The organism is Paenibacillus sp. FSL H7-0323 (assembly GCF_038002725.1).
Classification (GTDB): Bacteria; Bacillota; Bacilli; order Paenibacillales; family Paenibacillaceae; genus Paenibacillus_AQ; species Paenibacillus_AQ odorifer.
Genome location: NZ_JBBODB010000001.1, coordinates 3,283,827 through 3,305,892, shown reverse-complemented (window position 1 = coordinate 3,305,892; position 22,066 = coordinate 3,283,827). Strand labels below are relative to the sequence as shown.

The following is a 22,066-nucleotide window of genomic DNA, read 5'->3' as shown; positions in this document are numbered from 1 at the left end:
GTGAAATTATCAGATCGGCTTCAGCAATTGCTGGAGCAAATTCCGCAAGGAAGCAGATTAGCAGATATCGGTTCCGATCATGCCTTGCTTCCTGTGGCCGCTGTCGAAAGCGGTAAGGCTGTGTTTGCAATTGCAGGTGAAGTAAACCCGGGTCCCTTTGATGCTGCTTGTAAGGGCGTTGCAGAGGCTGGACTAGGGAAGGTGATCTCGGTGCGCCGTGGAGATGGCCTTGAGGTTCTGGAACCTGGTGAAGTCAATTGTATCACGATTGCTGGCATGGGAGGCGCATTAATTGCCGCGATTCTGGACCGGGGTCAAAGCCAGGGGAAGCTAAAAGAGGTTACAACCCTTTTGCTTCAGCCGAATGTAGGCGAGGATATTTTGCGCCGCTGGTTATTAAATAATAAATGGGTACTCGTAGCTGAGAGAATTTTGGAAGAAGACGGGAAGCTATATGAAGTATTGACGGCTGTACCAGAAAATACGGAAGCTGGAATTACAAATGAAAGTGTATATCGTGAATTAACCTTGGGGGATTCCGCTAAAGTCTTTGGGCAAGAGGCCTTGCTTCAAATGGGACCATGGCTGCTTCAAGCGCCAAATACTGTGTTTTTTGCTAAGTGGCAGGGTGAGATTCAGAAATTGGAAGGCATTTTAACATCGTTGTCACGTTCAGAACTCGAATCTGCTGAGCATAAACGGAAACAGATTCAAGGTCAGATCAGGGAAATTACGGAGGTGCTACAATGTTTGCCAAGGGACAAACAGTAATTCAGTATATGGAGCAACTGGCTCCTAAGCATTTAGCTGAGGATTGGGACAAAATTGGCCTTCAACTGGGCACGCTGCAAAAAGAAATCACTAATGTATTAGTTGCTTTAGATGTGAATGATGAGGTAGTTGAAGAAGCGATTCGTCTAGGCTGCAATTTGATTATTGCGCATCATGCGATTATTTTCCGTCCATTGCAAGGAATCCAGACAGACACACCGGCGGGCAAAATGTATGAAAAATTAATTAAGAATGACATTGCGGTGTACATCAGCCACACGAATCTGGATGTCACCGAAGGTGGAATGAATGATTGGATGGCTGAAGCTCTTGGCATAGAAAACGGAGTACCCATCAAAGACATTCACTCCGAGCAATTATCAAAGCTGGTAGTATTTGTGCCGAAGGATCATCATCAGAAGGTTCTGGATGCTATTCTGAATGCTGGAGCAGGGGCAATTGGCAACTATAGTCATTGCAGCTTCAATATCGAGGGATACGGTACTTTTATTCCAGGAGAAGGCACGGATCCTTATATCGGGGAAAAAGGTAAGATGGAACGTGCCGAGGAAATTCGTATTGAGACGATCGTCCCGCACTCCATCCGCAATAAAGTGGTGCAGGCTATGCTTAAGGCCCATCCTTATGAAGAGGTTGCCTATGATTTGTACTCAATGGATCTTAAAGGCCGCAGCTTAGGACTTGGGCGGGTAGGAAAGCTCAAAGAGCCTACAACCCTTGGACAATTCGTGGAGACGGTAAAAAAAGGCCTGAAGGTAGACCATGTACGGGTTGTTGGTGATTTGGACCGTCCGATTCGTAAAGCTGCCGTTCTCGGCGGCTCGGGTGGAAAGTATTATAACAGTGCTATTTTCCGCGGTGCGGATGTCCTGGTTACTGGGGATCTGGATTATCATACAGTTCAGGATGCTGCGCTCGCCGGAATCACTCTGATTGATCCGGGACATAATGCGGAGAAGATCATGAAAGAGAAAGTAGCGGAGTGGATGGCTGGAAAATTGGCCGAGCATAAGTATGATACAGCTGTGCATGCTTCGCAGGTGAATACGGAGCCATTTAAGTTCCTATAAAATTGCCATTTAATAATGCTTGTGCCAGACATGTGATGTCTGTATAATATATAATGTTGTTCGGAAAGTTTGACAGACAATCGCCGGTGACGTGAAGACGTCACGGGAGGAAAGTCCGGGCTCCATAAGGCAGGATGCTGGATAACGTCCAGTCGGCGCGAGCTGAAGGATAGTGCCACAGAAATGGACCGCCGATGGCCGCCTTAGGGCGGCACAGGCAAGGATGGAACCGAGGTGTAAGAGACCCCGAGGAACGCTGGTGACTTCGTTCCTGGTAAACCCCATCTGGAGCAAGACCTAATGAGACGCAGCTGAATAAGCAGCCTTAGCCTGAGGCGCGTCTAGGTTGGTCGCTGGAGCTGTGCAGTAATGTATGGCCTAGATAGATGATTGTCGCTTATGGTGGGAGGGTAGTTCCCGATCGAACCACGACGAGCACAGAACCCGGCTTACGGCAAACTTTCCTAACTGCAACGTTATAATAACAACACCATACAAACGGCGACGTATCCCGGTAACCCGGCTTACGCCGCCTTTTTTGTTGCAAACAAATGCGGATACGGCAAATATATAAAGCGGTGAATGCGATAACATGCAGGGATTTGGAACGTGATATGCAGAAATTAGACTTTTTAGAAGAATTGCTAGCGGCTGATGGGCTGATGAGCAGATGGCTGGTGGTTGATGAGCAGATGGCTGGTGGTTGATGAGCAGATGGCTGGTGGTTGATGAATAGATGGCTGGTGGTTGATGGATGATGGTTGATGGATGATGGTTGATGGTTTGATGAGCTGATATGCTAACGGACCGAGATGCAGCTATTTGTGTATTTTATGCCTTTTTGGAGGAGTTTCGGACTGGAGAGCCGTTATTCGGCATAAATAGGGTGGATATCGGGCGTTTTGGATCGAATAGTGACTATGGGGTCCGATAGCAAACCAAATGAGCGGAATTGATGCAAATAAGAGCGCTGGGGTCCGATACAAACCTCCAGAACTCCAGAACTCAGAACTCTAGAACTCTAGAACTCCAGAACTCAGAACTCTAGACTCCAGAACTCCAGAACTCCAGAACTCCAGAACTCCAGAACTCCAGAACTCCAGAACTCCAGAACTCCAGAATTCCAGAACTCCAGAACTCAGAACTCCAGAATTCAGAACTCCCGAACTTCCGAACGCCATGGTTACTTTGACGCCAGAATTAGACTAGTAGCTAGCAAACTGTAACAATGCGGAGCTTGGCTAATCTTCTGCGGAAAGATTGGTATCAGAAGCATCATATCAATAAGAACCTCTGGCTGTACTTCGCTGTGAAATCGGAGTTAATTGAGTGGTAGATGTGTTGAGTAACTAGAGGATGTTTGGTGATGCGGAAAGCGAAATGTGGGAAATGGGATATATGACGTGCAAAGTGTAGAAATGCGAATGTGAAAATGCTAAATGAGTTGTACAGAAACGCTGAAATGTGAAAATGCGAAATGTGACGAGCAAAAATTGCTGAATGGGGAAATACGAAAATGGGATCTGTAGAGGCGCTGAAATGTGGAAATCAGAAATATGAAGTGTGAAAATTGCTGAATGTGAAATGTGAAGATACGAAATGAGCTGAGCAGAAACGCTCAATGTGGAATTGCGAAATGTGATGTGCAAAAACACTAAAAGTAAAAATACGAAAATGAGATTTGCAGAAATGCGTAAATGTAACATTCTGCAAATGCGCAAAAGTGAAAGCTCAGAAATCTGCTCACAAAAAACGGTTTCCCCGTCCAATAAAGGATGGAGAAGCCGTTTTATTTTGCCATCGTAGGTATTGATTACGAGCAGTTGTTTACGACCGAACGATGTTTTGATTTTGCTGCCATTGTACCAATGCTTTCTCTAGACGCTGGACAGCAACAGGGACTTGCTCTGGTGGCGTGTGTGTGAAGTTAAGGCGCATTTTGTTTTTGTGAGGCTCCGCTGAATAGAATACCTCTCCGGGTACGAACGCTACTCCGTTTTCCACTGCCAGCGGGAGTAATTCCTTAGTATTGATCTCTTTGGAAAGGGTAAGCCATAGGAACATGCCGCCTCTTGGCTCGAGGAAATGTGCTCCTTTCCAGTTATGTGATCTGAGTTCCGCGGACAGGAGCTTCATACGCGAATGATACTCTCTTGAGATGAGGCGGATATGCTGCTCAATATCAAAATGCAACAGCAGTTCATCTAAAGCACGCTGGTCGATGGTGCTGGAATGCAGATCGGCTGCTTGCTTTGCCTTGGCGATGGTCTTGATTAGTTCGGAATCGCCGATAATCCAGCCGGTGCGCAGGGCAGGGGCGACGATTTTGGAGAAGGTCCCTGTGTAGACTACACAATGATCCCCGCCGCAGCTTCTATCGATGGAGGCTAATGAGGGTGGATATAGAGTTTTATCTTCATCAAAGGTTATTTCTCCATAGGGATTGTCCTCTAAAATAAGAACACCGTAACGGCGGCAGATTTCAACCACCTTCTCGCGGCGCTCTTTACTCCAGGTTGCTCCAGACGGATTGTTGAAGGTCGGAACTGCGTATAGCAGTTTTGGCCGATGTATCCGAATCTGCTCTTCCAACTGATCCTGCAGAATGCCATGTTCATCATTTGGTATCGAATGAATAGCAGCCCGGTAAGAACCGAGTACCTGTAGTGCTGCCAGATAGGTGGGCGCTTCCACAAAAACTGCATCGCCGGGATCCAGCAATATTTTGCATAACAGATCTATAGCTTGCTGTGAGCCTGTAGTCAATACCATCTCAGAGGCTGTAACCGGGATGCCTTGCCGGGTAAGCCTTTCAGCTATTTTGTCACGTAGTGGAGTAAAACCCTCGGTAAGCCCATATTGAAGCGCTGAGGTGTCGCTGGAGAGCACACGATTATAGGCATCACGTACGGCCTCCAAGGGAAACAAATCCTCCCCAGGCAGCCCGCCTGCAAGTGAAATAATGTCATTGCCTTGTGTAACTTTTAGAATCTCCCGAACTGCTGATGATCCTAGATGATTGGCTGCCGTTGAGTATTTGATATCCATAAATTAGTTCTCCACCTTTCGATTTGATGCTATCATAATAGGAGTGCTGTATAACAGTAAAGCGTTGAATATAACAGTGGAGGTGAAGGGTTCATGCATATCGATTTGAATCGCAGCGGCAGCAAAACTCTGCCCCATCAAATTAGTGAAACCCTCAGTCAGCGGATCTCATCAGGACTGCTTCAGCAAGGTGTCCGGCTGCCCTCCGTTAGAAGTCTAGCTATAACATTGAACGTGAGTCAGGTTACAGTAAGCAAGGCTTACGATATGCTTGAGAAACGAGGACTTATTTACTGCAGACAGGGTAAAGGCTGCTTTGTAGCCGATCCAACCCATAATAGACGTCAAGAAGAGGGTTGCTGGCAGGATTTATATGATGATTATTTGCCGCGGGCTCAGCTTTGGCGGAATTTTGATGTTTCAGAAGTGAAATATCCCTTTCATTTAGCCGCCATCCACAGTGAGCTGCTGCCACTTCAAGATATTGGTGACACCTATGCATCCTTGGTCAAAGAGCAACCGGAGCTTATGGCAACCTACGGGAATTTTCAGGGAGATCTTGAGCTGCGGAATGTCATGAGAGAACATTTGAAATCGCGTGGGGTTTCACTCACTTCTTCCGATTTGATGATAACCAGCGGGACTCAGCAAGGCATTGATCTGGTGGCTCGTACATTTGTTGGTCCTGAAGATACAGTCTATCTTGAGGCGCCTAGCTATACTGGTGCTATTGATGTTTTTGCGGGACGAGGTGCAGAGATGATTTTTGTGCCTACCGATAGTGAAGGGATGCGAGTGGATGTTCTTACAAAAATGTGTGATCAAAGACCGCCAAAGCTAATTTATACCATCCCTACTTTTCAAAATCCAAGCGGCGTAACTATGAGCATCACAAGAAGACAACGACTGCTGGAATTAGCGCGCAGCTACCGTTGCCTCATTGTTGAGGATGACCCATTTAGTGATTTATATTTCCATGCACCACCACCTAGGGCGATTAAATCAATGGATCCCGATGGACATGTAGTCTATATGAAAAGCTTTAGCAAAGTACTTGCACCTGGTTGCCGAATCGCCTGTGTGGCTGCAGAAGGAAATATTCTGTCCCGGCTGATCGCCGCTAAATCTGCGAGTGATCTAGGAAGTCCCTTGCTGACACAGAAGGCCGTATTACCCTTCATCGCTGAAAAATACGACGCCTACGCAGCACAGCTACGAATTACACTCCGTGGTCGTATGGAAAAGGCGGCGAAGCTTCTGAAGCTGTACGCGCCGCCTGGAGTGAACTATATTCTACCAGAGGGAGGACTTAATCTCTGGCTGGAGCTGCCCCCTTCTCCTGATATCGCAAGCCTGCATGACTTGGCGGAGCAGGAGAGCATTTCTTTTTTACCCGGTGATGTCTGTTACTCTGCGGAAACGCCTTCCCGCCACATCCGTCTTTGCTATTCGCAAATGAAGGAATCGGAAATGGAGGAAGGGTTAAAGCGGTTTCTGCGCTTACTTGGCCGGTTTTTGCAATGACACGGTTATGGGGTGTTATTTGTTCTTTGTTTTAATTGATTCATTTGCTGGCGTACATGTTGAGGAAAAAGCTGCAATGGAACTTGATTGCCGCTTGCCGCTTGTAGCGTTTTATAAATATCGACCTGACCCCAGCCAAAGTATTTATCATGGCCGGAAGTTCCCAGATCAACAGCGTTTTTGGTCATAAGGTCCATAACTTCTTTATTCGTCAGATTAGGATTCAGTGAACGTACCAGACCCGCCAGCGCAGCGACATGGGGACTGGCCATCGACGTGCCGGATAAAGCGGCATACTGGCTGTCCGGATAGGTGCTTGCGATGCTTTCTCCGGGTGCAGCGACATCAATATAATCGCCGTAGTTGGAGAAGGAGGCTTTTTCCCCTGAAGCATTTGTAGCAGCCACTGCAATCACTTCGGGATAAGCTGCAGGGTATCCAGGCCGTTCTGTATTATCATTGCCTGCTGCAGACACAAGCACGATGTCCCGGTCATAGGCGTATTTAATCGCATCATGGAGGAACTGCGAGTCGGCATAATTCCCTAAACTTAAGTTAATAACCTTTGCGCCATTGTCAGCTGCCCATATGATACCTTCTGCTACGGAATAAGTCGTTCCGGCACCTGAGTTATCTAGCGCTTTTACAGGGAGGATCTTATTGTACCAGCTGATGCCAGCTACACCTTCCCCGTTGTTAACAAGTGCGCCAATGATTCCAGATACATGTGTACCGTGACCTACATCATCCTCGGGTGTGGAACCATTGGTAATGGCATTGTAACCAGTCAAAAGCTTACCTTGTAAATCAGGATGATTAATCTGTACTCCCGTATCGACTACGGCTACAACCACTTCTTTGCTGCCTTTGGAAAGATTCCAACCTAGCTCAGTTTCAATCGCCGGGAGGTTCCATTGGTAAGTGGAGAATAACATGTCGTTAGGCGTGACAGTTCCTTCAGCGTTTTTAGTGATGGTATCATTGGTTAAATACATATAGTGAGGTTCCGTATACTCGGGATGCCATTTGTTGGTGAAATAGGATTTCAGCTGATAATAGGTCATCTTCTCAGAGCGAAAGATATAGGCATATCCCAGCTTGCGTGGCTGCTTGCAGTGGATATCGGCGGTTATCGTCTGGAGCTGTCCCTGAGTCGGAGCATTTCCCTTAAAACGGACTACAATTTCATTCTCATAAAAATGGCTGGCATTTTCGTTATCATGGCCGGTCTTGACTGTAATGTCCTTTAAGTTATCGGTATGGACTGATTCCACATGGTATTTGCCTTCCTTAGGATACGGAATGAGACGCAGGTTCTTCAGCTGATGGTCTGCCACACGCCCAAGCACCTTTTGGTTAATAAGAGCAATAATCCCTACATTTTTCTCTTTGTTCCGCTGAGCGATAAAGTAATATTTTTCTTTACCGATTGTAAACGTTGGAGATTCATAGGATTGATGACCGTGGATTGCTGATTTTGCCGTATTGAGATATTTTAGAAGCTGTTTGTTCTCCTGTTCGGTTCCTTTTGGAAAAGACGACTTAAAGGTCTCAGTCTTTTGTGTGCGGAAATCGATCCACATCAGCATGGAGATAAACCCGTGGTCTTGCTGCAATCGTTTCGCATACACTGATTTATCATGAATCGAAGACATCCCGTCTGTTTCAGACAGGAGTTTAGTTAAGTGTCTACTGACATCGACTCTATTCAGATGATCTGTTGCCTCCACATCCTGGCTTAAGGAGGTTTTCTTTAATGTTTTTTCCTGAGAGGGATTTGGAGGTGAATGCAAAGCTGAAGTTGGAGCCGGATTCTGAACAGCGACTTTTGCGACATCTCTGGTCGTCCCATTAGTGGCAGGGCGCAGGGCAAAGGTAAGTAACCCAACTGTAAAAGCTGCTGTAACCAAACCTGCAACTGTTAGATTTTTTCGTGACATGATTTCCGCTCCTCTATGCAATGTAATGTCTATAGGTTTAGAAGAGAGCGTATCTTTTATGCATCTTAGAAAAGGATACCTTCCTAACGTTTTTTATGATAATATCAGAGAGAATAAGTATCTCGAATTGTCTTCTTGATTTTGTAAGAGATACCTCATTAGATGTTGTTCTTAATAATTGTTCAGAAGGTTAGACTTCTCTGTGTTCACATCCTGATATTGCAAGAATAAAGAGATACGTCTTTAGGGCGGTTTCTTTCAGAGGATTAACTTTATTGACTACAAGAGCAGGGAATAATAAGGAGGAGCAACCGCTATGTCAGCAGCCAATGTGCAGAAATTATGTGAATCGACGAGAGATAAACTTAAAGTGGTAATCGACAAAATGGAAGTATTTCTAAATGAGCATGCATTGCCTCAGCTTGTAGTTGAGGGAGATGAGGAAACCGTACAATTTTACCAAGGTTTTCTGTCCGATCTTCGTCACCTATTAGTGTTCTCGGAAATGTCATATGAGAAATTAGGCGTTGCGCTGCGTCGTGCGACATTCGATGAATCTTTTGCACAGAAAGCGCTTTATAATGTATATCACTATGGTGTGAACAACTTCTTTTATCCGAAAAATGAAAGTTATTCTGAAGATGGCCGATACGCTTATACAGGTCAGGATGCAATCCGTTTCCGCAAAAAGCCAGTACGTCCCGCACGTGATATCATCCTAGAAATCACCAAAACGTATGAAGATCTTCGCGATGATCTCATTTATTATGAGAACGACTATTTGACCGAGAAACGTATGCAAAATCAGGTTTAACTTCTAAATAGTGATCTAAAGGGATCAGCACTTTGTCATTTTGTAATGACAATGAGCTGGTCCTTTTTTGCGTGGATTAAAAGCCCTGTCTCGATACATCAACTGGAAACCACTCTGTCGAATAGCGGGTAAATGGAGCGGACATAATGAAGCCGAGGTGATAATTATGTCGAGTGAAAAACCACTAGTAAAATGTAGCGTGAGCAATTGTCATTATTGGGGCGAGCATAATTTATGCCGGGCTGAAGAAATTGTCATCGAGATCGATAAGCACGTAGGCAATGGTTATAAGGAAGAATATGCTGAAGAAATGACAAATGAAGGTCACCGCGATCATGCCAGTACATCATCTGCAACATGTTGTCTGACGTTTAAGCCGAACGCTTAGGAGGCCGCCAGAATGGACACAGAAAAGGATAATGAATCAAGCTCATCACGGGAACAATCCGGTCCGAGAAAAGTCATTCTTCGTCCGCGGAGAGTGGACTATCCTCGGCGGGACAGAGAGCATCGCGAAGAATACGCTGCTGAGGTAAATCCGGTTCCAATGCAGGTTCGGGATGCCCCGCGGATAGTGGAAGAACGCAAGGACAGTGAAGCGGAATATAGTGGAAGCCGGGTAATGGGGTATGTTGGACTGGGGATGGGGATCGCCTCATTGTTCATCTGGTCTTTTATTCTCGGACCCATCGCTGCCGTAGTTGGTTATTATTCCTATGTCAAAGAGCAAAAAACGCTTGGGGCATGGGCAATGGGCTTAGGGATTGTTGCGACACTAAGTTACTTCGTGATGATTCCCTTTGCGCGCTAAAAAGAACTGAATGGCTTTGATCTAAACAGGCTTTTAGACCTAAATATCAGGGTCTGAAGTCTGTTTTTTCATTCCAACATATAGCAATAATCTCAGATAAAATGTAAGATTAAGCCGTAATTCATCGAAATTTCAACGCGAAACCTTATATATGATTCGAGTAGGACAAAAAAGGAGTGCGCCAGCATGCAGATCAATCCCGCTGTAACCGACGGGTTAGGGCAGCTTAAATGGATCAACCTTAAGGCTACAACCGAAAAGACTAGCTCCGCGAATGGAAATGAACGGTCAACGGGAGTTTCAGCTTCTGGATTTGCGACAATGCTTCAGGCAATGTCAACGAGTAGTGAAAGTTCAAGCTATTTGACCTCTCTCCCGGATGCAACTTCAGTCAGCAGCTTGTTATGGCAGCAGATAGGCGGGACAACAGAAACCTTCAATAACATAATTTCCGGGGAAATAACGGGTTCCACACCTACGAGCTATGATGATCTCATCCAGAAGGCGAGTGCTAAATATGGCGTGCCGATTGATCTGATCAAAGCAGTGATTGATACTGAATCTTCGTTTAATCCTAATGTGGTCTCTTCGGCAGGGGCTAAAGGTTTAATGCAGCTTATGGATGGGACCGCGAGCGGCTTAGGGGTTACTGATTCGTTCGATCCGGCGCAAAACATTGATGGCGGCGTACGTTATTTATCTTATCAACTGAAACGCTTTGGCGGAGAGGAAAAGATGGCACTTGCAGCGTACAACGCAGGGCCGGGACGGGTAACAGATCTGGGAGTAACCAATGATCAGGAATTATTGGAGAAACTTAGCCTGCTTCCAAAAGAGACACAATCTTATATCTTTAAAATAGAACGCGCTCGCGCTCAATACGCGGTATAATAAAAAGGATCAAACGGGAAACACCGTTTGATCCTTTTTCGATAATAAGTTCACTCAACGAAGTAAAGGAGACATTTGACATATGCTTTACTGGGATTATGCCGCCGCTACACCGCCCTATGAAGAAGTGGTGCAGACGATGGAACAAATTATGAAGCTGCATTATGCGAACCCTTCCTCTTTGCACCGTGCGGGCAGTGAAGCGGGTAAGCTGATCAGACGGTCGCGTGAAGTATGCGCTGCTGCTTTATCTGTACAACCGCAGGAGATTCTATTCACTTCTGGTGCAACGGAAAGCAATAATTTGGCGATAAAAGGCGCTGCTCTGCAATATCAGACTAGAGGCCGCCATTTGGTAACTACAAAAATAGAGCATCCCTCTGTATATGAGAGTTTCCTGCAATTGCAGCGAATGGGCTGGGAGGTTACTTTTGTAGCACCCGATAGCACTGGCGTTGTTGATCCTGAGCGCGTAGCTGCTGCTGTCCGGTGCGACACAGTGCTTGTTAGTGTGATGCATGTCAATAACGAGATTGGAACGATACAACCGCTTAAAGAGATGGGGAAGCTGATTAAAGCTGTGAATCCGCGAACCTTATTTCATGTAGATGGTGTTCAGGGATATGGTAAGCTTGCAGTTGACTTAAAGGATTGGCAGGTGGATCTTTATAGCCTGTCTCCTCATAAGCTTCGAGGCCCACGTGGAGTGGGATTACTGTATATCAAAGAGGGAATTAAGCTATTCCCATTGCTTACAGGGGGCTCTCATGAAGAAGGACAACGCGCTGGAACTGAAAATGTACCTGCGATTGTCGCATCCTCCAAAGCTATCCGCATGAGTGGTGAGCAGCGCGAAACCTTCGTTGCCCAGTTGGTTCCACTCCGAGATCGATTATTACGCTTCTTGCGCACCGTTCCTGAATTTGTTATAAACAGCAGAGAGGATGGAGCTCCCCATATTGTGCATTTCTCTTACCCTGGCATGAAGGGAGAGGTATTCGCCCGCAAGCTGGAGGAACTGGGGATGGCTGTCTCCACCCGTTCGGCCTGCTCCTCACGACTGGCTGAGCCTAGTCGTGTATTATTGTCTATGGGTAAAGATGTCTCCAGTGCTTCAGGTGGGATTCGTATTAGCCTTGGCGACAGTCATACAGATGAGGATGTCGCTGCGCTTGAGCAAGCATTAACCACTGCGGTACAAGCTTTAAAGATTGCTGAAGGAGGAATGAAGTAACAAATGAGCATGATGAACAAGGAATCTGCAGAAGGCAGAGCCCATAGTATAGAATACGCTGATATGCTGCTCCTGCGTTTTGGAGAGTTTACTTTAAAGGGCAAAAATCGTACCCGATTTGAAAAAACCGTACTGCGTCATGTGAAGGAATTGATTAAGCCTTATCCAAACGTAGTTCTGAGCAAGGAATTCGGAAGAATTTACGTGGAATTGAACGGGGAATCTGCGATTGAATTGGTACAAGCACTGAAGAATGTATTTGGCATTGCTTCAGTTAGTCCAGTGAAGGTTTCTAAGTCAGAGCTTGAGGATATTGTAGCGGTCAGCCGTCAATTTTTGGAGATAATCGCGCCTGCTCCGGGCACCAGATTTAAGGTTAATGCTCGGCGGGTATGGAAAGAGTTCCCTTACGGCTCCATTGAGATGAATAAACGGATCGCGACACCACTATTGCAAGGATATCCTGGCCTCACCGTAGACGTTAAATCGCCTGAATTAGAGCTGAGGGTCGAAATTCGTCAGGGACATACTTATATTTTCTGTGAAAATATTGCCGGTGTAGGTGGATTTCCATTAGGCACTAACGGAAAAGCGATGTTATTGCTGTCCGGTGGCATTGATAGTCCCGTAGCAGGCTGGTCATCCATGCGGCGCGGACTTGAAGTGGAGTGCGTGCACTTCTACAGTTATCCTTATACAAGCGAGCTTGCTAGACAAAAAGTTGTGGATCTTGCGCGGGTATTGTCACGTTATGCGGGTGTAATCAAGCTGCATCTGGTACCCTTTACTGAAGTGCAAACTTCCTTTACCGGCATCGGCCAGGATAATCTGATTATTACACTGATGCGACGGGCAATGCTGAGAATTACTACCCAGCTTGCTGAGCGCGAAGGTGCATTGGCGATTGTAACCGGGGATAGTCTGGGACAAGTCGCTAGCCAGACCTTGCCAAGCATGAACGTGATTGGCCGGGCGACAACCCTGCCCCTTCTGCGTCCGCTGGTAATGATGGACAAAAGTGATATTGTGGACCTGTCGAAGAACATCGGTACCTATGATTTGTCTATCCTTCCTTATGAGGATTGCTGTACTTTATTTGTTCCAAAATCACCTACAACAAATCCGAATTTACGGATTGTGGATAAGATAGAGGCTACGCTTCCGGGATATTCTGAACTTCTGGAAGCGGCGATTGAAGCCACAGAGACCGTGTTAATCACTCCCTATGGAGATGAGAAGCCTAGTGATGTTGTAAGTGTCGAGGCTGGATTACAGGAAGAATGGTTCTAAAATAATAAACCAAAAAACTGCCTTGAAGCGTAGTGAAATCTACGTTCTGAGGCAGTTTTTTTGTGGTTTAGACGATTGTGCCCTCCTGAGGCTCTTCTGGTTTTGATTGGCGTTTCCAATGTCCCGCTGCCAAAATACCTATAATGATCACGATTATAAACAGATATTTGAGCAGCGGATGATGATCAAAAAATGGCGCAAGCTGATGTTCATCCGTAATCATACTTGAAGCAGTGAAACCTAAGACAGCAGAACCAATATAAATGATCCATGGATATTTGTTGATTAATTTAATAAAAAGGGTACTTCCCCACACAACGATGGGGACACTGATCAGCAGTCCTATGATAACCAGTGAGATATTATGCTTGGCAGCTCCGGCAATGGCGATCACATTATCAAGGCCCATGGCAGCATCAGCTAAAATGATTGTCCCTACAGCGGACCACAAGCTTTGACCTGCCTTGATATCTGTTGAAGTGTTCTCACTGGTTAACAGCTTATAGGCAATCAGAATGAGTAAAATCCCTCCGGCAAGCAGTAACCAGGGGATTTTCAACAGCCATACGACCAGAATCGTTGCGAAGATCCGCAACACTACAGCACCTGCTGTTCCAAATACGATAGCCTTCTTTTGCGTGTCTGACGGTAAATTACGCGCCGCTAGACCGATCACAATGGCATTATCTCCCGCCAAAATAAGATCTAGAAAAATAATGTTGAGCAGCGATAATATAAACTCCCAAATGGATGTATTCAAAGCGAAGTCACTCCCAAGTTTGTTAGATTGAGCTTCAAAATATGCTTAGTTTTGTATACGCAAAAAAAGGAGCCAACATGCGTTCACGCTCAAAAAAAGTTGGACAGGAAGCATAGCTTGTCATTTCCGAACATACAAGTAGTTACATGTGACTCGGGGAGGTAAGTGCGAATGGATTCATTATTGCTCCTTGGTGAAATATTGATGATTAATCTGGTGCTGAGCGGAGATAATGCAATGGTTATCGCAATGGCCAGCAAGGATCTTTCGGCGAAGCACCGAAAGACTGCAGTATGGTGGGGCTCAGCAGGCGCAGTTGTTCTGCGGTGTTTGCTTACTTTTGTTGCGGTATTGCTATTAAAAATCCCTTATATTCAGGCTGGAGGGGGAATGCTGCTGCTATGGATAGCGTTCAAGCTGCTTTTGGAGGAAGAGGAGGATCTCAGAGTAAGGGAATCATCCTCAGTCTGGAAAGCAATCCGGACGATTCTTGTAGCAGACTTCATTATGAGCCTGGATAATGTACTAGCTATTGCAGGAGTAGCTAAAGGAGATTTGGCTTTAATTGTCATCGGGATTGCCCTTAGCATTCCGATAGTAGTGTGGGGAAGCGGCATTATTGTAGGCTGGCTGCACCGGTTTCCAGTGCTCGTATTTATCGGTGCTTATATATTGGCGTTTACAGCAGGGGATATGTTGCTTCAGGATGCAAAATTAGGGACGATGCTATCCTTTTTGTTCCCTTCCTCACATTCCTATTTGCCCATTGCCTTAGGAATATTAGTTGTCGTTACGGGAGCAATAAAACGCAGAAAAACATCTGCAGGTTAATAAATTGCAATAAAAGGCAATACTAAACGGACATCTCCATAAATTGGAATTGTCCGTTTTTTTTGCGTGATCAGAAGCGGTTATCGACACTGATTAATCACAGGGAGTGATGGCATTTTGTGTATGTTTCGGATAATATATGAGTAAGAATCCTGTCGCTTTCAGGCTATAAGGTGACGAGGAAATGAGGTAGACGTGAAATTGAAGGGATGGGTGAAGGATGTCTTCAAAGAAAGATATACAGCTAGGAATTTTTATTGTTGCTGCTGGCATCGTGATTTTATTAGGTAAGCTGGGCGTCTTCGGATTTTTGGGGCGCGCGCTTTGGCCTCTAGTGATTTTAATTCCAGGAATAGTACTACACATGTTATTTTTCAGCCGTCGTGCTTCGGCCTCGGTATTGGTTCCTGCCGGGATATTAACGGTGTATGGTTTGTTGTTTGGCCTCTGCAATATTTGGGGATGGGGGCTTATGAGAAGCTTATGGCCTGTGCTGTTGCTTGGTCTTGCCGTGGGCTTGTATGAATACTCCATCTATGAACCTAGACGGACGGGTGGCCTGTCAGCAATTGCTGTAACATTAGGCTTACTAAGCCTTGCGCTTTGTATTTTCAGCCTTATGGGCACCGGCGCGATCTACCTGATCGGGATTGTATTAATAGCTGTAGGAATTTGGCTGATTACCGGTCGAGGCAGAGCACGTGGCCGGAATAGATGGTATCGAAGCTAATTGCTGTAGGATCTTGTGAAAAAAAACGGAAATTGGTAACTGTTTTTTCATAAAAAGACTTGCTTTTCATGGTACTTTCACTATAATATTAATGTTATGTTGAAGCGTCGGCTTTCTGCCTGGCGCTTCTTTTGTGAGACTGCCGTGACATGCTATGAATTTTAACAGTTTTAATTTGATAAATGAGAGGATTTGGATACAAATCATGCATTCAAGAAAAGATATTCGCAACATTGCGATCATTGCCCACGTTGACCATGGCAAAACAACACTCGTCGATCAGCTCCTTCAACAATCGGGGATCTTCAGCGCCCATGAGCACTTGCAAGAACGTGCTATGGACTCTAATGATATCGAACGGGAACGTGGAATTACAATCCTAGCTAAAAATACAGCAATTACTTATAAAGAGTTTTTGATCAACATTGTGGATACACCTGGACATGCTGACTTTGGTGGCGAAGTAGAACGGATCATGAAAATGGTTGACGGTGTATTGCTGGTTGTTGATGCTTATGAAGGCTGCATGCCGCAAACGAAATTCGTTCTGCGTAAAGCATTGGAACAAAAACTTACACCGATCGTTGTCGTGAACAAGATTGACCGTCCAGCTGCTCGTCCTAAGGAAGTTATTGATGAAGTGCTCGATTTGTTCATCGAACTTGAAGCAAATGACGAACAATTGGAATTCCCTGTTGTTTATGCATCTGCTCTTAATGGTACATCAAGCATGGTTCCTGAGAAACAAGATGAAACGATGCTTTCGCTCTACGAAACCATTGTTGAACATATTCCAGCTCCAACCGAAAGTGTTGAAGAACCGCTTCAATTCCTCGTAACGTTGATGGATTATAACGAATACTTGGGTCGTATTGCGATTGGACGTGTTAACCGCGGTGTGATCAAACAAGGTCAATCTGTAACAGTTATTATGCGTGATGGTAAGAGCAAAACTGCACGTATCGAGAAATTGTTCGGCTTCCAAGGTTTGAAACGTATTGAAACAGAGCAAGCGGGCGCAGGGGATATCGTTGCTATTGCAGGGATCAAGGACATCAACATTGGTGAGACCATTGCTGATCCTGCAAACCCTGAAGCACTTCCGGTTCTGAAGATTGACGAGCCAACCATGCAAATGACATTCCTAGTGAATAACAGTCCTTTTGCTGGTAAAGAAGGTAAATGGGTAACTTCCCGTAAACTACGTGAGCGTCTATTTAAAGAACTTGAAACAGACGTGAGTTTGCGTGTGGAAGAAACTGATAGTCCTGATGCATTTATCGTTTCTGGACGTGGTGAGCTTCACCTTGGTATTCTGATCGAGAATATGCGTCGTGAAGGTTATGAAATGCAAGTTTCTAAACCACAAGTAATCATTAAAGAAATCGACGGTGTCAAAATGGAGCCGCTTGAGCGTCTAATGATTGATATTCCAGAAGAGAGCATGGGTTCTGTTATGGAGAGTCTGGGTACTCGTAAAGCCGAAATGGTCAATATGATTAACAACGGTACGGGTCAAGTACGTCTGGAATTCCTGATTCCTGCACGTGGATTGATTGGTTACAACACTTACTTCTTGACTTTGACACGCGGTTACGGCGTTATGAACCATGCTTTTGACAGCTACGCTCCACTGGTTGCTGGTCAAGTTGGCGGACGTCATCAAGGTGTGCTTGTAGCAAGTGAGACTGGATCAACAACTCAATACGGAATCGTGGGTGTTGAGGATCGTGGTATTCTCTTCTTGGATGCAGGTACAGAAATTTATGAAGGTATGATCGTAGGCGAGCATACCCGTGATAACGATATTATCGTTAACATCTGTAAGGAAAAAGCACTTACCAACATGCGTACCTCAGGCAAAGATGATACTGTAAAAATGAAGACACCACGCACCTTCTCTTTGGAAGGCGCACTTGAATATTTGAATGATGATGAATATTGTGAAATTACACCTAAATCCATTCGTTTGCGTAAAAAGATTCTGAACAAAGGCGAACGCGAACGTGTAGAGAAACAACGTAAAACAGCACAAGCCAACGCGTAAACACATGCTTATGAATAAGACCGCCGGATTATTGCATCCGGCGGCTTTTTTTAATATAAGAAACAAAAAATTCCCCTACTGATGATATAATGTAAACGTATCTTAAATTTGGGAGGAGTGCGGTTATCTATGCAGGTGTGGTTCGCTGAGCATCCAATCGTCGCTTATATTGTTATCTTTATATTGCTTACTTTTGTTTATAATCAAGTCTTTCGTGTGAATCAAAAGTTATCGATTGGCAAGGAAATCATGCTCTACATAATGATGGCGGTTGGCTCTGGCATGCTCCTCATTTTCCAACATGATAAGCTTCCGATTATCCAGTGTCTGTTGGTTGCTGTCGGATTAATGCTGATGGTACGGATACGTTATATAGTAGAAGCCCGACAGAAGAGAAAGGCTGCGGCAGCAGCGAAGAGATCGTAATCGCAACTTTTGTACCTTAAGGATCGTCTAATTAATGTAGCAATTCTAATTCTAAATGAAATGAAAAGGACTTTATTCTATTATGAGTACAAGAAACAGCGGTTTACCTCCAAGAGCAAACGGGCAACAACCTACTAATAGAAAACAGCCTGTGAAGGGTGCTTCTAAGAAAAAAACGAAAAAGAAAGTGAAAAAGAGAGGTTTTTTTGGCAGATTAGTTAGAGTATTGTTAACTTTGCTAATTATTGCGATCCTCGGCGTGCTGGGTTATGGCGGTTATCTGTATTGGAAGCTTGAGCATGGCGTATTTAATGCAGGGGTTGAGGGTACGGTTGCTCCAGGGCATTCCGCTTCAGAAAAACCACTGACAATGCTTATACTGGGAACGGATAACAGACCTAAACACGAGTCTTATTTGACTGACGTAATCATGGTTGCAGCACTTAATCCTAAGACTAAATCAGCGACTATTGTTTCGCTTCCTCGTGATACCTACGTGGAGCTAAGTGGCTATAAGAAGACGAAAATTAATGAATTTTATGCTCGCTTCAAGGGTAAGGAGAAATCCTCTGGTCTACTGGCTGAAGATGAGATGAAGACGATGATGGGTAAGTATTTGGATATTGATGTAGATTATACAACGATTCTTGATTTTCAGGGCTTCCGTGATGTAGTGGACGAGCTTGGGGGAGTCGAAGTAAATATTAGTGAAAATATGTGTTATACAGACACTGTGGATGGCACGAATATCAATCTGAAAAAGGGTCCGGCAGAGCTGGATGGAAAAAATGCACTGGACTATGTGCGGTATCGTAAATCCAATTGCAAGCCTAAGACCAACGCATCAGATGATTTTGATCGCAACAAACGCCAGAACGAAGTTCTGAACAGTCTGGTGGATCAGATGCAATCGCTTGGTGGCGTATTAAAAATCGGCAAGGTGCTTGATGCAGTGGACAGTAACATGAAGACAGATATCGAAAATTCGCAAATCAAAGATATGATTGCGACGTATTGGAAGATTTCCAAAGAGAATATCGAATTCAAGCCGGTTACTGGAACGTGGCGAAGTCCATATGTATATATTAATGATGAGGAGTTTGAGGCCGCTAAGAAAAGCTTGCAGGATCGGATTGCAGGAATTTCCACGGGAGCTGATTCGACAGCTGCTGAGACGCCTTGAGGACCTTAATATCTTCCATAGCTAAAATTGAATGCAAGTTTCAGCCTGTGCTATAATATAATAAATCGAATGAATTAACGTCGCATAGGGGGCCAGTACTTATGTCCGAAGCCGTTGCTCAGCTGAATGAAACTTTGCTATCGATGCTGCAATCGGAAACCTTTGTTCTTCTAAACACAGTTGATGCGGAGACAGGCGGTCCTACATCCACAGCTATTTCGTGGCTTTATGCTGTTAGTCCTAGTACTGTGCGTTTGGCTATTGATCATCGTTCAAGACTTGTGAATAATATGAAGGTTAATCCATTAATAACTATAACTGTGTTTGGTGAAGGAACTGTCTATGCCATTAACGGTAGTGCTGCTGTAAGGCAGGACCCGCTAGAAGATGTTCCTTTTAAGATGTGCTGTTTTGATGTTGAAATTCAAGCGGTCCGCAACGCGCTTTTTTACGGCGCGCAGCTGGACTCCGCCCCAAGATATGCGAAAGTTTATGATGGACGTGCCGCTGAGAAGTTGGACGGACAAGTATTTGCTGCCATGAAAAAAGCCTAGTGAAAATATCACTGGGCTTTTTTTGAACTCAAAGAACATCTTTTGTTCTTAATCTCTACTGTGCATTTTTTTGCGGCTTGGTATCCTCTGGCAGCTGTGGCATGATTCGTCCGATAATATCGGCCAGCTCGGATGAGAATCCGGATATCGGATGTCCCTTGGAGATATGGCGGCTCATTTCCGCTAATCTGCTGGAGAGATCCATATCCGCAGTGACAAGCGCCCGTACACTTCTTGGGTCTTTGCGGATGGCTTCCGCTACAGAATATTTGATGCTTCCTACACGTGAACGGCCCAGAGAACCTTCTACATCAAGACCAACAATGGCAACTTTGTTCATGACTACACAGTGTGCGCCATTTACACCGGGAACTCTTTTGGCCAACTGTTCAAAATGATCCTTAAGTGCAATTTCACTTTCTCCATTAACATTGACGGCTTGACCAGCTTTTGAGGTGGCTTTAGGATTAGTCGCACCATCATTGGACAATTGCCGAACCTCATGGTTCCCCGTACCCTTTACAGCATTCGCAGATTGTTTATTCTGAGGAGAGGGTGATGTCTTTTTATTAGCGATACCGCAGCTTGTCAGTAGCAGCAGTACCAGCAACAGACATATTGATTTTCTCATATGTGATTACTCCTTTCAGCCAAAGAATCGTTTCTGTACCATATCTTTTCCCTTGGCGGAAAGAGTTATGTATGATCAATCAAACCAGGCGCTGTGGAGGGGATAATATGAACAAGATATTTGTGCTAGATACCAACGTGCTTTTGCACGACCCCAATTCAATTTTCTCTTTCAAGGAGCATGAGGTGGTTATTCCGGCTGTTGTGCTGGAAGAAATCGACTCCAAGAAGCGCAATGCTGACGAAATCGGTCGGAATGCCCGTACGGTATCCCGATTGCTTGATGGACTCCGGGAACTAGGTCATTTGCATAGTGGTGTGGAACTGGAGCATGGAGGCAAGCTGAAGGTAGAACTTAACCATCGCAGTTTTGTGAAGGTACAGGAAATGTTTGGCGAGGTGTCTAACGACAATCGGATATTGGCTGTTGCTCTCAATTATTTGAATGAAGAGAATGAGAAGCCCGATCCGCGTCCCGTTGTGCTTGTGAGCAAGGATGTACTGGTTCGTATTAAAGCGGATGTTCTGGGAATTACGCCAGAGGATTATTTGTCAGATCGTACTGGAGACTTAAATGAACTATACACTGGTTACCAATCTCTGCAGGTTCATCCCGCATTGATTGATGAATATTACAGTCACCGCTCTCTGACGGTAAAACAGCTTGCGTTGTCGTATCCGTTGTACCCTCATGAATTTGTGATTCTCAAGGATGAGATTGGCACTGGCAAATCAGCTCTTCTCAAAGTGAATAGTGATGCCACACGTCTGGAGCCACTCTATCTGGGCAATGATTCGGTTTGGGGGATTAGCGCCCGTAATGCTCAACAACGAATGGCACTGGAGCTGCTGCTAAATGATGAAATCCCACTCGTAACGATCACGGGTAAGGCTGGGACAGGGAAGACGTTATTGGCGCTTGCAGCCGGACTATTCAAAGTGGAGGATGAACATAAATACAAAAAATTGCTTATCGCCCGTCCGGTTGTTCCTATGGGTAAGGACATTGGTTACTTGCCCGGTGAGAAGGATGAGAAGCTTAGACCCTGGATGCAGCCTATTTATGATAATCTGGAATTCCTGTTCGATACCAAAAAAGCTGGCGATATCGATAAAATCTTAATGGGGTTAGGAAGTATACAGGTAGAAGCCTTAACCTATATTCGCGGCCGTTCAATCCCATCGCAGTTCATTATTATTGATGAGGCGCAGAACCTTTCCCGCCATGAGGTGAAGACCATTGTCTCCAGAGCGGGAGAAGGAAGTAAAGTCATTCTAATGGGCGATCCAGAGCAAATCGATCATCCATATCTGGATGCTGCGAGCAACGGACTGAGCTATATCGTCGAGAAGTTTAAACAGCAAGGGATTAGCGGACATATTACTTTGGAAAAAGGTGAGCGTTCCCGCTTGGCGCAATTGGCCGCGGATCTACTCTAACGGTTCATCAATCCTATTTTCAGCCGGGAGAAGCAAACTCTCCCGGCTTTT

The 22,066-nt window shown here is 45.1% G+C and carries 20 protein-coding genes and 1 other RNA gene; 17 read left to right on the top strand and 4 right to left on the bottom strand.

The window, feature by feature from the left end; all coding sequences use genetic code 11:
- From MHH89_RS15165 to rnpB, 3 genes are all read left to right on the top strand, one after another.
- A complete protein-coding gene (locus MHH89_RS15165) occupies nucleotides 1–771 on the top strand; it encodes a tRNA (adenine(22)-N(1))-methyltransferase (protein ID WP_341088812.1) in 771 nt (256 codons plus the stop codon).
- The gene (locus MHH89_RS15160) at nucleotides 747–1,862 is read left to right on the top strand and encodes a Nif3-like dinuclear metal center hexameric protein (RefSeq protein ID WP_076098536.1); all 1,116 of its coding nucleotides are present in this window, start codon (nucleotides 747–749) and stop codon (nucleotides 1,860–1,862) included. The genes MHH89_RS15165 and MHH89_RS15160 overlap by 25 nt, the downstream gene beginning before the upstream one ends.
- 64 nt (nucleotides 1,863–1,926) lie before the next feature.
- Nucleotides 1,927–2,329, top strand: an RNA gene (gene rnpB / locus MHH89_RS15155) — RNase P RNA component class A.
- 1,360 nt (nucleotides 2,330–3,689) lie between these two features.
- Here rnpB and MHH89_RS15150 read toward each other — a convergent pair.
- Entirely contained in the window at nucleotides 3,690–4,910 is a 1,221-nt protein-coding gene (locus tag MHH89_RS15150) for an aminotransferase-like domain-containing protein (protein ID WP_341087490.1), read from the bottom strand.
- Between the two features lie 93 nt (nucleotides 4,911–5,003).
- Here MHH89_RS15150 and pdxR point away from each other — a divergent pair, with 93 nt between their 5' ends.
- A complete protein-coding gene (gene pdxR / locus MHH89_RS15145) occupies nucleotides 5,004–6,434 on the top strand; it encodes a MocR-like pyridoxine biosynthesis transcription factor PdxR (protein WP_341087488.1) in 1,431 nt (476 codons plus the stop codon).
- Between the two features lie 5 nt (nucleotides 6,435–6,439).
- Here pdxR and MHH89_RS15140 read toward each other — a convergent pair whose 3' ends face one another.
- The gene (locus tag MHH89_RS15140) at nucleotides 6,440–8,374 is read right to left on the bottom strand and encodes a S8 family peptidase (RefSeq protein ID WP_341087484.1); all 1,935 of its coding nucleotides are present in this window, start codon (nucleotides 8,372–8,374) and stop codon (nucleotides 6,440–6,442) included.
- A 316-nt stretch (nucleotides 8,375–8,690) separates the two neighbouring features.
- Between MHH89_RS15140 and MHH89_RS15135 the strand changes: the two genes are divergently transcribed.
- The 6 genes from MHH89_RS15135 (at nucleotide 8,691) to thiI (ending at nucleotide 13,414) form a co-directional block, all read left to right on the top strand.
- Nucleotides 8,691–9,188, top strand: a complete 498-nt coding sequence (locus tag MHH89_RS15135) for a YpuI family protein (protein WP_036683764.1) — start codon at nucleotides 8,691–8,693, stop codon at nucleotides 9,186–9,188.
- A gap of 166 nt (nucleotides 9,189–9,354) precedes the next feature.
- Complete coding sequence (locus tag MHH89_RS15130) at nucleotides 9,355–9,576, top strand: DUF1540 domain-containing protein (RefSeq protein WP_036683762.1); 222 nt, start codon at nucleotides 9,355–9,357, stop codon at nucleotides 9,574–9,576.
- Nucleotides 9,577–9,588: 12 nt separating this feature from the next.
- Nucleotides 9,589–9,999, top strand: a complete 411-nt coding sequence (locus MHH89_RS15125; protein ID WP_038572882.1) for a hypothetical protein — start codon at nucleotides 9,589–9,591, stop codon at nucleotides 9,997–9,999.
- A gap of 186 nt (nucleotides 10,000–10,185) precedes the next feature.
- On the top strand, nucleotides 10,186–10,890 hold the full coding sequence (locus MHH89_RS15120; RefSeq protein WP_038572880.1) for a lytic transglycosylase domain-containing protein: 705 nt from the start codon (nucleotides 10,186–10,188) through the stop codon (nucleotides 10,888–10,890).
- An 82-nt stretch (nucleotides 10,891–10,972) separates the two neighbouring features.
- The gene (locus MHH89_RS15115) at nucleotides 10,973–12,124 is read left to right on the top strand and encodes a cysteine desulfurase family protein (protein ID WP_341087480.1); all 1,152 of its coding nucleotides are present in this window, start codon (nucleotides 10,973–10,975) and stop codon (nucleotides 12,122–12,124) included.
- Nucleotides 12,125–12,127: 3 nt separating this feature from the next.
- Nucleotides 12,128–13,414, top strand: coding sequence for a tRNA uracil 4-sulfurtransferase ThiI (thiI, locus tag MHH89_RS15110; RefSeq protein WP_081386858.1), 1,287 nt, complete (start codon nucleotides 12,128–12,130; stop codon nucleotides 13,412–13,414).
- Nucleotides 13,415–13,481: 67 nt separating this feature from the next.
- On the opposite strand, the gene MHH89_RS15105 is transcribed toward thiI, so the two are convergent.
- A complete protein-coding gene (locus MHH89_RS15105; protein WP_076278783.1) occupies nucleotides 13,482–14,174 on the bottom strand; it encodes a TerC family protein in 693 nt (230 codons plus the stop codon).
- Between the two features lie 171 nt (nucleotides 14,175–14,345).
- Here MHH89_RS15105 and MHH89_RS15100 point away from each other — a divergent pair, with 171 nt between their 5' ends.
- The 6 genes from MHH89_RS15100 (at nucleotide 14,346) to MHH89_RS15075 (ending at nucleotide 19,945) form a co-directional block, all read left to right on the top strand.
- On the top strand, nucleotides 14,346–15,005 hold the full coding sequence (locus MHH89_RS15100; RefSeq protein ID WP_076136549.1) for a TerC family protein: 660 nt from the start codon (nucleotides 14,346–14,348) through the stop codon (nucleotides 15,003–15,005).
- Between the two features lie 220 nt (nucleotides 15,006–15,225).
- Nucleotides 15,226–15,735, top strand: coding sequence for a hypothetical protein (locus MHH89_RS15095; RefSeq protein ID WP_076192076.1), 510 nt, complete (start codon nucleotides 15,226–15,228; stop codon nucleotides 15,733–15,735).
- A gap of 205 nt (nucleotides 15,736–15,940) precedes the next feature.
- Nucleotides 15,941–17,782 carry a translational GTPase TypA gene (gene typA, locus MHH89_RS15090; RefSeq protein ID WP_076129029.1) on the top strand — a complete coding sequence of 614 codons (1,842 nt, stop codon included), beginning with the start codon at nucleotides 15,941–15,943 and terminating at the stop codon, nucleotides 17,780–17,782.
- 129 nt (nucleotides 17,783–17,911) lie between these two features.
- A complete protein-coding gene (locus tag MHH89_RS15085; protein WP_076179286.1) occupies nucleotides 17,912–18,208 on the top strand; it encodes a YlaH-like family protein in 297 nt (98 codons plus the stop codon).
- An 82-nt stretch (nucleotides 18,209–18,290) separates the two neighbouring features.
- Nucleotides 18,291–19,391 (top strand): LCP family protein, encoded by a 1,101-nt coding sequence (locus MHH89_RS15080; RefSeq protein WP_076129031.1) that lies wholly within the window; start codon nucleotides 18,291–18,293, stop codon nucleotides 19,389–19,391.
- Between the two features lie 101 nt (nucleotides 19,392–19,492).
- Nucleotides 19,493–19,945 (top strand): pyridoxamine 5'-phosphate oxidase family protein, encoded by a 453-nt coding sequence (locus MHH89_RS15075; protein WP_076129033.1) that lies wholly within the window; start codon nucleotides 19,493–19,495, stop codon nucleotides 19,943–19,945.
- 55 nt (nucleotides 19,946–20,000) lie between these two features.
- Here the strand turns inward: MHH89_RS15075 and MHH89_RS15070 are convergent, their stop codons facing one another.
- On the bottom strand, nucleotides 20,001–20,576 hold the full coding sequence (locus MHH89_RS15070; RefSeq protein ID WP_076129034.1) for a YhcN/YlaJ family sporulation lipoprotein: 576 nt from the start codon (nucleotides 20,574–20,576) through the stop codon (nucleotides 20,001–20,003).
- 107 nt (nucleotides 20,577–20,683) lie between these two features.
- Between MHH89_RS15070 and MHH89_RS15065 the strand changes: the two genes are divergently transcribed.
- On the top strand, nucleotides 20,684–22,015 hold the full coding sequence (locus MHH89_RS15065) for a PhoH family protein (RefSeq protein WP_036683710.1): 1,332 nt from the start codon (nucleotides 20,684–20,686) through the stop codon (nucleotides 22,013–22,015).
- Nucleotides 22,016–22,066: the final 51 nt, after the last annotated feature.